The 13,436-nt window shown below is 40.4% G+C and carries 14 protein-coding genes; 5 read left to right on the top strand and 9 right to left on the bottom strand.

Going from position 1 to position 13,436, the window contains the following annotated elements; genetic code table 11:
- Window positions 1-74: 74 nt before the first annotated feature.
- The 5 genes from QYC40_RS05800 to QYC40_RS05780 form a co-directional block, all read right to left on the bottom strand.
- Window positions 75-2,273, bottom strand: coding sequence for an ATP-binding protein (locus QYC40_RS05800; RefSeq protein WP_301992927.1), 2,199 nt, complete (start codon window positions 2,271-2,273; stop codon window positions 75-77).
- Window positions 2,274-2,473: 200 nt separating this feature from the next.
- A complete protein-coding gene (gene fabV, locus QYC40_RS05795; RefSeq protein ID WP_301992926.1) occupies window positions 2,474-3,670 on the bottom strand; it encodes an enoyl-ACP reductase FabV in 1,197 nt (398 codons plus the stop codon).
- A gap of 142 nt (window positions 3,671-3,812) precedes the next feature.
- On the bottom strand, window positions 3,813-4,964 hold the full coding sequence (locus tag QYC40_RS05790; protein WP_301992924.1) for a serine hydrolase: 1,152 nt from the start codon (window positions 4,962-4,964) through the stop codon (window positions 3,813-3,815).
- Window positions 4,965-4,976: 12 nt separating this feature from the next.
- Entirely contained in the window at window positions 4,977-5,708 is a 732-nt protein-coding gene (locus tag QYC40_RS05785) for a DUF3307 domain-containing protein (RefSeq protein WP_301992923.1), read from the bottom strand.
- On the bottom strand, window positions 5,689-6,303 hold the full coding sequence (locus tag QYC40_RS05780) for a hypothetical protein (protein ID WP_301992922.1): 615 nt from the start codon (window positions 6,301-6,303) through the stop codon (window positions 5,689-5,691). Before QYC40_RS05780 ends, QYC40_RS05785 begins: the two co-directional genes overlap by 20 nt.
- Before the next feature lie 288 nt (window positions 6,304-6,591).
- On the opposite strand from QYC40_RS05780, the gene QYC40_RS05775 reads away from it, so the two are divergent.
- Window positions 6,592-7,467 (top strand): PPK2 family polyphosphate kinase, encoded by an 876-nt coding sequence (locus QYC40_RS05775; RefSeq protein ID WP_301992920.1) that lies wholly within the window; start codon window positions 6,592-6,594, stop codon window positions 7,465-7,467.
- A 15-nt stretch (window positions 7,468-7,482) separates the two neighbouring features.
- Here the strand turns inward: QYC40_RS05775 and QYC40_RS05770 are convergent, their stop codons facing one another.
- Together QYC40_RS05770 and QYC40_RS05765 are read right to left on the bottom strand one after the other, a co-directional pair.
- Entirely contained in the window at window positions 7,483-8,271 is a 789-nt protein-coding gene (locus tag QYC40_RS05770) for an SDR family oxidoreductase (protein ID WP_301992919.1), read from the bottom strand.
- Window positions 8,272-8,345: 74 nt separating this feature from the next.
- Window positions 8,346-8,750, bottom strand: a complete 405-nt coding sequence (locus QYC40_RS05765) for a hypothetical protein (protein WP_301992918.1) — start codon at window positions 8,748-8,750, stop codon at window positions 8,346-8,348.
- 132 nt (window positions 8,751-8,882) lie between these two features.
- Between QYC40_RS05765 and QYC40_RS05760 the strand changes: the two genes are divergently transcribed.
- The 4 genes from QYC40_RS05760 (at window position 8,883) to kdsB (ending at window position 11,865) form a co-directional block, all read left to right on the top strand.
- Window positions 8,883-9,263: a hypothetical protein gene (locus QYC40_RS05760; protein ID WP_149526235.1), complete on the top strand. Its 381-nt coding sequence runs from the start codon at window positions 8,883-8,885 to the stop codon at window positions 9,261-9,263.
- A 111-nt stretch (window positions 9,264-9,374) separates the two neighbouring features.
- Window positions 9,375-10,373 (top strand): tryptophan--tRNA ligase, encoded by a 999-nt coding sequence (trpS, locus tag QYC40_RS05755; protein WP_301992917.1) that lies wholly within the window; start codon window positions 9,375-9,377, stop codon window positions 10,371-10,373.
- An 8-nt stretch (window positions 10,374-10,381) separates the two neighbouring features.
- Window positions 10,382-10,996, top strand: coding sequence for a deoxynucleoside kinase (locus QYC40_RS05750; protein ID WP_149526237.1), 615 nt, complete (start codon window positions 10,382-10,384; stop codon window positions 10,994-10,996).
- Window positions 10,997-11,121: 125 nt separating this feature from the next.
- On the top strand, window positions 11,122-11,865 hold the full coding sequence (kdsB, locus tag QYC40_RS05745; protein ID WP_301992916.1) for a 3-deoxy-manno-octulosonate cytidylyltransferase: 744 nt from the start codon (window positions 11,122-11,124) through the stop codon (window positions 11,863-11,865).
- Window positions 11,866-11,868: 3 nt separating this feature from the next.
- Here the strand turns inward: kdsB and QYC40_RS05740 are convergent, their stop codons facing one another.
- Together QYC40_RS05740 and QYC40_RS05735 are read right to left on the bottom strand one after the other, a co-directional pair.
- Window positions 11,869-12,774 (bottom strand): aldo/keto reductase, encoded by a 906-nt coding sequence (locus QYC40_RS05740; RefSeq protein WP_301992915.1) that lies wholly within the window; start codon window positions 12,772-12,774, stop codon window positions 11,869-11,871.
- A complete protein-coding gene (locus QYC40_RS05735; RefSeq protein ID WP_301992913.1) occupies window positions 12,761-13,435 on the bottom strand; it encodes an FKBP-type peptidyl-prolyl cis-trans isomerase in 675 nt (224 codons plus the stop codon). Before QYC40_RS05735 ends, QYC40_RS05740 begins: the two co-directional genes overlap by 14 nt.
- Window position 13,436: the final 1 nt, after the last annotated feature.

The raw sequence follows: 13,436 nt of genomic DNA, 5'->3' as shown, positions 1-13,436 counted from the left end.
ACAAAGATAAATCCTAAGAAATCACCTCGGGCTGATGCTTGTCAGCTAGAAAAGTGATATATCACCAATAAAACTTATTGCTCTATTGGAAATAGCACTTGAAATTCCGTTCCCATTCCAATCTTGCTATCTACTTTAATTTGCAGATCCAACTTGTCGGCGATGGATTTTACGATAGTAAGACCTAAGCCCGTACCTTCAAAATCAACAGCATTATCAAGGCGCTTGAATGTGTCATAAATAGATTTCAAGTCTTCATCAGCAATACCAATCCCATTGTCACGGATGACGTAACGGATGAACTCGCTGTTTTGCTCGGAGTAGACCTCAACAAAAGGACAGTCGGCACGAGCGGAATACTTGATCGCATTCCCAATCAAATTCTGAAACAGCTGGTACACCAGCGTCTTATGTCCATAAACCGGTAGCAACTCCCCTATTTTAACTTCTGTAGACTCCGCATCATATCGCATTTTACAAAAAGTCGTAATCTGGCCGATGGAATGGTTGACATCAACCAGCTCGGTTTGATAATTAAAAGACTTGATTTTTGAAAATAAATGTATCGCAACAAGCAATTCCCCTATGATATCAACAGCACTCTTCATATTATGAAGCATTCGATCTCTAAGTTCCATCGGCATGTCCGGGCGCTGAAGCAACATTTGAACAGACAAGTTGATTGCGGACAATGGATTCTTTACGTCATGGCTGACGGTATAAGCATAGGAATCTAATGCCCTATTCAGACTCACTACCTCTGCGTTCAACGTACTTAGCTCCAATGCCATCTGATTCATACTCGTTTTAATCAGTTTTCTTAATCTGGAGAAATAGTACAGATCGCGTTCTGTCCAGCGCGCTGACGTCCCTACTATTTTATGATGCCAAACGTCGAAGTGTTTGTGTGGCGCGGTTGTAAATGTCTCATTAGGCTTTGGGTTCATCAAATGATGAGTCGGGGTATCCATATAGGTTCGCTCGACGATCGACTCCTTTCTGAAAAAGTAAAGCGTGAATTCCCTATTCGATTCTATATCGACTTTCGCAATTCCCGCAAAACGACTCATTTCGATATCTAATTCTTCGCCAAACTTCCACGTGAATTCCTCATCTGTGTAAATGTATTGATCCGTCTCACGGAGAATCAACGTCTTTAACCGCTTCAATTTTTTACGCCCTATACGGATTTGCTGAGCAAATATCTGATCTCCATAAGCGATAACCATCGCATCCGCATTGGCGAACTGGCATAAAAGCTTGCTCATCGACCCTAATACATCGAGCATATCCTTTTTCAATAGCAACTTTTCCTTCAGTAGCAATTCAAAATTCCGAATACGCTCGTTGAACTCTCTCTCTTGAACAAATTGCTCATCTGCAAAGCGTGTCGATGCCCATTGAATCATGTAGACGAAAGCTTCGCGTTTTATCAGGTTAATCCTTGTCGGGCGAACATTTTGGCAGAAAATCAGGCCCCATATCTGATTATCGATCAGGATCGAAAAACTTAGATTACAACCAATCCCAACTTTCTTCAAATGATCGCTATGAACCTTGGCTAAGGTGCGAATGTTAGTGTTCAGCAAATCAATAGGATGACCATCTTTACTAACAATTCGGATGGGCTCTTCATAGATATCGTGGGTTAACCGGCATAGATTCTTAAGGTGAACCTTTCTTGCCTGCGACAAGACTGCAAAGTCCGATTGATATAGCCCGATAATGCTTTCTAAGTTGTCGTTATTCCTTGTTTCCGCTATGATCTTCCCATAACCACCCTCAATGAATTGATACACCGTTATGCGGTCATATCCCAAGACTTTACCCATATAATCGCTCAGGTGCTGCCAAATACCTTTGGTGTTTTCCATTAATATCTGAGCAAAGGATTCGAATTTTGGAAAGTAGACTTGTAAATCCGCAACTTTAATTTCAAACTCAAAATAAACGGAGTGTTCATTTCGATAAACACTTAAATAACAGCCCCTCTCCAGCAGTCTAATCTCCAATAGATTTCGGTCATTCTCCTCGGCAATAATCTGTCGAACGGCTTCTTGAATATCAATCTGGTAGTCATAGAAATAATGATCGATCAAGAATGAAAAAGGACGATCAAAGAGCGTGTCCACATCTCTTCGCAACCAATCAGAACAATTCTCGCTACCTGCAATGATATTCAAATCTAAATCTGTGACGATTAGATACCCAAAGCTCTGGATACCATCAGAAACCAGCTGCTTCTGCTGATCAGTAGAGGAAGAATTAAGCATGTGTATTGGTTAGTTAGTTAATTTTAATGTCGTAAAGATAATGAGTTTTCTTGGAGCAAAAGTAAAAACTTTCACGCTTCTATATCATCATTAACAGGGATGAGAGTTCGCTATGGTTTGATACCAGACGTTTCAGAAAAAACAAAGCGTCAGTTAAAATGTAAACTGACGCTTTGTTATATTTTGTGAAAAAGTCTAGCCTATCCGATGCTCGGAATATTAACTACTTCGTTTGTGTCTTTTTCGTAATCAATTTCATCGAAATTGAATCCAAATAATTGGAAGAAGTCATTGCGGTATCCAGCAATATCAGAAATCTCTTCTAAGTTCTCTGTAGTCGCCTGTCCCCATAAGGCCGCAACCTCTTTTTGAACATCTTCACGCATCTCTAAATCGTCTACACGAATTCTTCCTTTATCATCTAATTGCAAATCTGAACCGTTGTACAAACGCTCCGCAAACAAACGTTGCATTTGTTCTATCGTCCCTTCGTGAATTCCTTTTTCCTTCATTACTTTGTATAATAACGAAATATACAAAGGAACGACAGGAATTGCAGAGCTTGACTGAGTTACCAAGGCCTTGTTTACTGAAACATAAGAAACACCATGTAGGTCTTTCAAAATCTCGTTCAAAACAGGAACCGTAGCTTCCAAATTATCTTTAGCGCGGCCGATTGTACCATTACGATAAATCGGATAAGTAATCTCAGGGCCGATGTACGAGTATGCTACAGTCTTCACGCCTTCTGCTAAAACGCCTGCAGCCTTTAATTCTTCAATCCAGAACTTCCAGTCTTCACCACCCATCACAGCGACTGTATTGTCGATATCTTCTGGATTCTCAACCGGATTGATCGTAATATCAGAAACGACGCCCGTATGGAAGTCAACTGTTTTATCTGTAAATGGCTGATCGATAGGTTTCAATACTGATGCATGTGCCACACCTGTTTTAGGATGCGTACGACGTGGAGATGCCAATGAGTAAACGACAAGATCAACTTGTCCTAAATCCTTTTTAATTAACTCAATAGTTTGCTGTTTGATCTCGTCCGAGAAAGCATCACCATTGATACTCTTTGCGTATAATCCGGCAGCATGTGCTTCTTTTTCAAAAGCAGCGGAGTTATACCAACCTGCAGTACCTAGTTTACCCTCAGATGCTGGTTTTTCAAAAAATACACCAATGGTTGCAGCATCAGAGCCAAAGGCAGCAGATATACGAGAGGCAATACCAAATCCCGTAGAAGCACCGATTACTAATACCTTTTTAGGACCATCAGCAATCTTGCCTTTAGATTTTACATACTCGATTTGATTTTTAATATGTTGTGCAGCACCTTCAGGATGCGCTGTCAAACAAATAAATCCTCTTGTTCTTGGTTGAATAATCATCTTTATTTAATCTTTCAAAGTTGAATAATTAGTTACAAAAGTAGTTAAATTTTCAAGGAAACATCCCTCTACTTTCTTTTTTAAAGCACATCGTTAAAGGGATATCCTTGCGATTAGTTGCGAAAACCTGCTTCAAGTTTACTTATTTTTTCACGAATTCACTGTATAACAAACGGATAACGTCTTTAGACAACATAATATCCTCATCTCTATCCTGCGTAGGGATGCAGCCATTCGTTATCACAATAAACCCAAATTTCTTCTTTGGTTCAAAAAACATATTGCTGTATAAGCCATATGCAGAACCTGTATGCCCAATCATATGTTCGCCTGGAATAAGTTTATCGGTTTCTAAAAGCGCCAGACCATAATGTTCTTTTGCAGATAAGCCCTTCTGCATACGCTTCGAGCTTTTCTTGCTGATAATTTTTACCCCGCCAGCTTGGCCGTAATTCATATGCATCGTCATATACTTGGCTAGATCATTTGCAGAAATTTTCATCCCTCCGGTTGGCGAAAATACAGGCGTAGAAACTCCCATGCTGTAATTCCGAACCTCTTCGGACCTTGGATTATAAGCAGAAGGCTGAGCTTTAAAAGCTCCATCCTCTTTAACATATAGTGTCGCAAATCTTGAGCGATCCAATGAATCTATACAATAGCCCGCATTCAAACCCAAAGGACTTAAGATCTGTTGCTTGATGTAATTATCAAAGCGAACATTGCTCAGGCGTTCGAGAACCGCTCCTACCATATTAAAATTCAAGTTACAGTATTCGTAATCTGTTCCCGGTTTATAATCATTGTAAGACTTCGCCCAGTTGGGATTCTTATCCGGATTAATGACATCGAGTTCGAAATATCCGTTGCTATCATTAATACTGGAGCGGTGCGACAAGACCATTTCCAACGTAATCTTTGTGTCTGGATATTTTGGATTTCTAACTTTGAAGCCCACCAAATCACTAAAATCATCGGACAAGGAGATACGCCCTTGTTCTACTAATTGCATAATCGCTGTGGCGCTGAAAGACTTGGAGATAGAAGCGATACGGAATAGGTTGTCTGTCGTCAAAGCCTCTTTATTCTCCAGATTCTTATAGCCCAGCGCATGGTTGTATACCGATTTGCCGTCTTTCACGACCACGACCGCTAATCCAACGGCTTCATATTTATTCGCTACGTCTTTTAATTTTTGTTCGAAGCCCGCAGATTGTGCGAAGACTTGGCTACTGATAATTAAGCCTACGCAGGCAAAGGCAACTTTCTTTGTAATTTGATAGATGTTCTTCATGTATGGTTATATTTATACGAGTGTGAGGCAGTACTTCAGCCCGAATGCAACCAGCATTCCCAGTCCGAAACTAAGCAGTGTACCGATCATCACGTATTCTGTAAACTTGGTGTCGCGTGCGTTCGTTAGATCTCCAAAACGGAAGATTGATTTTGCAGCCAGTAGAAATCCAATACCTTCATTCAATCCTAACAATACAAAGCCCAGGATCATTAATCGCTCCATGACACCGATAACCGTGCCGGCATCGAATAAGGTCTCGCTGCGCTTACTATTAAAATCAGCTTCCTTTTGCCATTTGCTAAAGAACACCCGGATAACGATGGGAATAGCAAATACAATTAGGATTAGGGCAATCAGCAATAGCCACAACTTATTCCAATTTATCTGTTCCATTAGCTCTGTCCAGGCAGAAGGCGTCCAATAGAAGTAGATAGCGACAATACTTGCGATATGGAGGATTTGATCGATGACAAACAGTCGAATTGGATTTACTTTCCAACGGTTTTCTATCCCAATTTTAATGCTGTCAATCGCTAGATGTGATGCTAATAGGAACACGATGTTCTGCCAATTGTTAGCTAAATCGTTGAGAAAAAACAGCAATAACAGGGCGCCATGCACCGCAACATGATAAAATAAGTATTGTATATGCGCGTTCCGCTTCTGTACCCAGGACTTAGGTTGCAAAACAAAATCCCCAATCAGATGGGCAATAAACATCTTAAGCAGACTTGTCAACATAGCTTGCGAGTTGTTTGGTGCAGTATTGGATCACTTGATCCAGTTTTGTGTAATTTGCTTTATTGAGCTCTCGGCTCACTTGGCTCTGATGCGTTCGCTTCAGCAACTGCGTAATTTCCAACTGACTTTTATCAGGATGATCCATTACCATCTGCACGGCTTCCGCCATGTTTGCAGTCCACTGATCTACCAATCGCGTACTTAAGGTTAAGATCAAATTCATTTGTTCGTTCAAATCATCCCATGGCGAGATAAAAGCTAGGCTTTCTTTGTTCAATGAGTCCAACGCTTTGCCCGAATTCACAAAAGCCTCGCCGCTAGTCTTTTTGATGCTTGAATCACGGTAGCTGATCTCTCCTACGCCGATTCCCATACGAACATCCATTCCCTCTTTCTGTCGAATAACAGACTTTAGGTAAAATATGCTCGAAAACAGATTGGACAGAGGAAGCTCCGCCTGGAAGCTGTCGCCTCGGAACACATCAAAATCTGTACTATAGCGTTTGAGGGCTTTTTCCAATTGCGGAAGCCATTCGCTACTATCATATTTGCGAGAATGAATAATGTCGCCAGTAATTACTAAATGAAATTTCATAATTATTTCGTTTATCGCTGGTAGATGCTATCAAGGCTTTAATTGCCTAAAGATAAGCAAATCCATCATATGACCAAATTTAATCAAATATCAAATTATGACTCATATAAGTCATAATCTCAAATATGATTAAAATAAGTCATAATTCAAAATATGATTAAAATAAGTCATAATTTGATATTTGACTAAATTGAGTCAAATACAAAACAAAACCTCCTTAACAATCGTTATCTCTGCAAGTAAATGAAACATAATATTTAGTAAATTGCTAAGATTAAACTATAAACTATGACGAACTATTCGAAGCTATTGACTGCGAAAAGCAGCTTCAAAATAAAAGAACACCCCACCGATATTCGTGATGAAATCAATCCTGACGATGCTAAAGCGGAACTAAAAAAACTTCGCAAGAAAATAGCCGAGTTACAGGATAAAATGTATGCCCACGATAAATACAGCGTGCTGATTTGCTTGCAGGGAATGGATACCTCAGGAAAAGACTCGCTGATTAGGGAGGTTTTTAAAGACTTTAACGTTCGTGGGGTTGTCGTGGAGAGTTTCAAGACGCCGAATTCACAAGAATTGGAACACGACTATTTATGGCGTCACGAGATCAAGCTTCCGGAGAAAGGGAAATTCGTGGTGTTCAACAGAACGCACTATGAAAATGTACTGGTCACCAGAGTGCATCCCGAATATCTATTAAACGAACGAATCCCCCACATCAACAATCCGAAAGATCTTCCAAAGGACTTCTGGAAAATGCGATTCGAACAGATCAACAACTTCGAGAAACGCATTGTAGAAAATGGGACCATCGTATTTAAGTTCTTCCTCAACCTGAGCAAGGATGAGCAGAAAGACAGGCTCTTAAGCCGATTGGAAGAAGAAGAAAAGAATTGGAAGTTTTCTCCCGGCGACTTAGAGGAAAGAAAATTATGGGACAAATACATGGAATGTTATGAAGACGCGATCAGAAACACCAGTAAAAAAGATGCGCCATGGTATATCATCCCGTCAGACAGCAAACCTGTGAGCCGGTTTCTTGTCGCGCAGATTATTTATGAAGTCTTATCGACCTATCAGGATATACAATATCCGGAGATGGAACCTGAAGTCGAAGAACATAAAAGAAAATATAAAGAACAATTGGAAGCCGAATAAGCTTCCAATTGTGTTTTAGAATACTAAGTTAGAAATACCTCCATCTAGTGGAATGGAAGCACCCGTTAGGAAAGAAGCATAGGGCGAAGCTAAGAATGCAACCAAATACCCATACTCCTCGGGCTTCCCTAATCGCTTCACAGGAATGCTATCCCTTCTGCGCTTCTCGATAACCGCAATATCAAGCCCTTCTTGCTCGGCCTGTTTTTCCATCAAGCTATAAAGCCTATCGGTCGCAAAATAACCCGTCAATACCGAATTCACTGTAATACCATCCTTCCCTACCGCATTCGCTAAAGACTTGCTCCAACTGACCAAGGCTGTGCGCATCGTATTAGACAGCACCAAGCTATCTTGTGGCTCTTTCACCGTCATGGAAGAAACATTAATAATCCTTCCATATCCCTGCTGCTTCATGTGCTGTAAAGCAAGATTACTGGTATAAACCGCGGTTTGAAACAAGAGCTCGAAAGCGCTCTGATAATCTTCCTCCTCTTTAGACAGTACAGTGCCTGCCGCCGGACCGTTTGTATTATTAACCAGAATATCAATCTGATGTGATTTAAAAAAGCCAGCAATGGTTATTTTATGCTGCTCGTAGTTCATAAAATCCGAAACTACATAGCCATGCGCTTGTCCTTCCTTTTTATCCAGCTCAGCAACGACCCGCTTAAGCTTTTCTTCATTCCTAGCCATAATAAAAACAGTAGCTCCGCATTTCGCGAGTTCCTGCGCAATGGCTTTTCCAATACCAGCTGAAGCGCCGCCAACCAAAGCCGTCTTACCTTTTAAATCTATATGCATCCTGATTAATCTTCTTTGCAATAAATATAGCCTTTAAAAAGCCAATCCTGCAATAAAGAAGTACGAAAATTAGATTATTCCATATCGTTCTTCGGATATCCCTCGGCGTCCAGATCATCTCGGTTATCCTCTTCATCTCTCGCCAATTCCTCATCCTTTTTCGATACCCGCAAATTCGAAGCATCCGTGATCCGCATATTATTATCTTCCAGATTATCCTCCCGAAGCTCGTCTAAATCTGCATATTCATCTCCAACATAAGGGTTGGACGAATCGTAAGTCGAATCATCATTCTCAGCACCCTCGCTTAGCGTATCGTAATTTGCCGGATGATCCCAATCCGGGTCCTTGTCGTTTACATCCAATTCATAGCTCGCATCTTCTTCGTTATACGCCAAATCCCTTGGTTCGAAATCTGCGTTCTCCCCTTCAACATTCTTTTTATTCTTTTTCTCTTCCATCATGTTTTGTTTTTTCATTGAATACTAAGAATAGAACCCCCAAATACCATGTATTGTTTTATATTATTTAGTAAGAAATACAACCGTTAATGGTTGGAAATTAACAGAATATTAATTAGATTTACCTTAACAATTTATAAACTTCAAACCATGCAAACGAAAACAGAATATCTAATTTGGGACAAAATTGTCTCAAGTGCAAAAAGTCGTTTCGACGCGGAGCTCTATGCGAATAAGTTTAAAAATATGCAGCCCGAACTCTTCGACAAACTCGTTCTACACATCATCGTAGGGTTTGCATCGGGTGAAGATCACGAGTCTATTTCCACCAACTTACACAACGAACTAGATCATCTAGGGATTGATGTACGCGAAGGGATTATTGACACTATTATCTCCGACAAACATATTGTATTTAGTCCGGAGATATACGCCGCCTACCTCACCTTCTCGATGCTTGAAGACGGGGCCTCGGAAGCGGAGGTTCTAGGTTATGTTTGTGATCTCCTGGAAAACCCACACATCTACTAATCAATGCGCTAAATCCATAGCGAAAAACTGAACATAAAAGTTGATATCACTGCTTTTTCTGCGATAACGCCTAAGAAAAACTAGCATTTTTTTCCGTAACTTTGCACCCATATGGAAACTGTTGTTAGTGGTATTAGAAGTACCGGAAAATTACACTTAGGAAATTACTATGGAGCGCTGAGCAATTTTGTGAAGATGCAGGATGAATATAACTGTTTCTTTTTTATTGCCGACTTACACTCTTTGACGACTCACCCTACGCCACAAGACTTAAATAGCATGGTCCGCAACGTAGTGGTTGAATATTTAGCTGCAGGGTTAGACCCTGAAAAATCTACCATTTATGTACAATCAGACGTACCTGAAGTAGCAGAGCTTTATTTATACATGAATATGAACGCTTACCTTGGTGAGCTAGAAAGAGCGACATCTTTCAAAGACAAGGTTCGCGCAAATCCAAATAACGTAAATGCTGGCTTATTGACCTATCCAGTGTTGATGGCTTGTGATATATTAATCCATCATGGTGTTAAAGTTCCGGTTGGAAAAGACCAGGAGCAGCACTTGGAAATGACGAGAACTTTTGGTAATCGTTTCAACAGACTTTACAATGTTGATTATTTCCAAGAAGCCTTTGCTTTTGCTTATACCGACAAGTTGGTCAAAGTACCGGGCTTATCGGGTCAAGGGAAAATGGGTAAATCAAACGGCGATGCAGACTGTATCTATTTATCCGATACGGAACAAGCAATCCGTAAAAAGATTATGCGCGCAGTGACGGACAATGGTCCTACCGAGTTGAACCAAACAAAACCAGAAGCGGTTCAAAACCTCTTTGATCTAATGAAAGTTGTATCCACAGCTGACACGGTAGAGCATTTCGATGAATTGTACAACAAATGCGAAATCCGTTACGGCGACTTCAAAAAGCAATTAGCCGAAGACATGGTGTTGGCAACGGCAGACGTCCGTTCAAGAATCGAAAGCATTGGTCAGGACGATGAGTACATTAAAAAAGTGGTTAAGCTAGGTGCTGAAAAAGCAGCTGCAAGTGCGCAAAAAACCATCAAAGAAGTTCGTGAAATCATAGGTCTTAAAAAACTGTTTTAATAGAAATTATGCATATAGCAATTGTTGGAAATATTGGTGCCGGTAAAACTACTTTAACAGAAAAACTTGCCAAACACTTAAACTTCGAACCTCAATACGAAGCGGTAGAAAATAACCCTTATCTGGAAGACTTTTACAGCGACATGAAACGCTGGGCCTTCAACCTACAGATCTTCTTCTTAAATAGCAGATTCCGTCATATCGTGGATCTTCAAAATCGCCAGATCAACATGATCCAGGATAGAACGATATATGAAGATGCGTATATCTTCGCAGAGAACTTATACGATATGGGATTGATGAGTGCTAGAGACTTTGAAAACTATAGCGACATTTTCCAATCCATCATCCATTACATCAAACCACCGGATTTGTTGGTTTATTTGAAAGCTTCTGTCCCTACCCTAGTAAACAATATCCAAAAACGCGGTAGAGACTACGAATCGGGCATCCGCCTTGACTATCTATCGAAACTGAACGATAAATACGAAAAGTGGATCGGAAACTACAAAGAAGGAAAACTTTTGGTGTTGGATAAAGACAACTTAGACTTCGCCAATAACCAGGAAGATCTAGGTAAAATAATCCAAAAAATCGAAGCGGAATTGTTTGGACTGTTTTAACAAAAACGCCTAACTACATCTTAAGAAATAAACATAAAAGCCAGAACCATCGTTCTGGCTTTTTTTCTGAAAAAGAAAACCGGGTATGTTTTTAAAAATACAATATCTAATATCTATTTTTGGGTATGAAAGTTATTGGAGTAATACCAGCACGCTACGATTCCACCCGATTCCCGGGGAAACCATTAGTGGATATTGCTGGAATGACCATGATTGAACGAGTTTATAATCAAGTTAATCATGCAGGCAGTCTAAGTGAAGTGGTGGTCGCAACAGATGACCAGCGTATATATGACCATGTGAAAAGCTTCGCAGGTAATGTCGTCATGACGAGTAGGGATCATCAGTCCGGAACTGACCGCTGTGCCGAAGTGATACAAAACATCTCAGGTTTCGACACAGTAATCAACATTCAGGGTGATGAGCCATTCATCGACCCGCAGCAAATCGACTTATTGGTGTCATGCTTTGCAGATCAGGATGTTCAGATTGCCACATTAATTCGAAAAATAACAGAATTTGCTGATTTGGAAAACGTCAATAAACCCAAGGTTGTTTTGAACAAGAAAAACGAAGCAATTTACTTTTCCAGACAGCCTATTCCCTATTTCCGTGGGAAAGAGATAAAGAACTGGCTGAGCGACGCGGAATATTTCAACCATATTGGTATCTATGGCTATCGCGCAAATGTTTTAAAAGAACTTACGAAGCTTCCAGTATCAAACCTTGAGCGTATTGAATCACTAGAACAACTCCGCTGGATAGACAATGGATATAAAATCCAAACGGCAATATCTCACCACGTCAATGATGCGATTGATACCCCGGAAGATTTAGAAGCTATAAAAAGAAAATATTTTAATGTGTAGAGCTTATTGCCTATGATCTGTATATCGGATGGTAGGCAATAAATTCAAAAGACGCTCATAGTTTGAAAGGGTAAGCTTATCCATAGCAGGTATTGCTTCTTTCAATTCTGAGAACTGTGCCTCGGTACGAATCCCTACCACGACACTCTTCACCGCCTCTTGCAACAATGGATACTTAAGTGCAATAGCTAATGCCGGCACGGCTAATTCCTTTGCTAATGCATTTACCCCATCTTGTGCTGCTTTCACCTCCGCTGCAGTAAACTCCAAATATTTCTTAACTGGTTTGTCGATCAACAGGCCTTGCGCCAAAGCACCACGCACAAAAACTGCAACTTGCGCTTCATTTAAGCGATTTAAATACTCCTCAGGACGTCTATCCAACAAAGAATACTGCATCAAGTTCGAGGATATGTTTGTATCCTCCGCATATTTTAAAAATACATTGGGGCGTATGGAAGATATGCCGTAGGCTTTAATCTTCCCTTGTTCTTTCAAGAGCTCAAAAGCTTCAACAATTTCGTCAAAAGGATCGTCAATGGTCCCGCCATGTAATTGGTAGTTATCAATGTAATCTGTCTGCAGATTGCGAAGGCTCACTTCAACAGCACCCAATATATACGATTTCGAAGGAGCCCAATCCCAACCTGATCCATCCGCGCGCCATTTATTGCCGACCTTCGACGCAATAGTCCAAGCGGAACGGTTCTTCTTGGTAATCTCTCCAATCAACTTCTCATTCTCGCCCTTGTCATACATGTCCGCCGTATCTATATAGTTGATGCCAAGCTCGAGTGCCTGATCCAATATAGTACTGGCCAATTTCTTGTCTTTGAAATCCAAAGACATAGCACCTAAGGATAGTTCCGGAATTTGTATGTCGGTATGCCTAAGATTAGATTGATTCATGAGGTTCCTCGCTTATAATTTTTAATAATTCAACTTCGAATATTAAAGTGCTGTAAGCAGGAATAGGTCCGCTACTGCGTTCACCATAACCCAAATCATAAGGAATGACGAAACGAGTCTTCCCTCCTACTTTCATCGTTGGAATTCCGATAATCCAACCGGGTATCGTTCTGCCAATCTCAATATCCAAGGGTTCCTTGCGTTCATAGCTATTATCGAAAACAGTACCATCCACAAGTGTCCCTTTATAATGAACAACAACCATATCATTTGGTTTGGGATGTAAGCCGGTTCCTTCTTGAATGACCTGATATTGCAAGCCCTCCTCGGTCGTAATGACGCCGGGCTTCTTTTTGTTCTGATCTAAATATGCTTGTGAAGCCGCTTTGGTTTTAGCAATCTTTTCCTCAGCAATTCGATTAAGACCAGATCGTATAATATCATTTGTTTGAGACTCCGTAAATCGTTGATCCTTTTTTTCTAGTGCTTGCTTTATCGCTTTTGCCAACACGTCTTGATTGATATTGAAATCCAGTTGTTTTAAATTCCTGCCGACATCCAAGCCCAAAGCATAGCTCAATGAATCATTTGCAGTTTTTAAAGATTGTGCGGAACTGTTTAGTGCGAAACAGATGGATAAAAATCCAAGTATTAATCTCATT

The sequence above is a fragment of the Sphingobacterium sp. BN32 genome, from assembly GCF_030503615.1.
Classification (GTDB): domain Bacteria; phylum Bacteroidota; class Bacteroidia; order Sphingobacteriales; family Sphingobacteriaceae; genus Sphingobacterium.
This window is presented reverse-complemented; position numbering and strand designations above follow the sequence as displayed.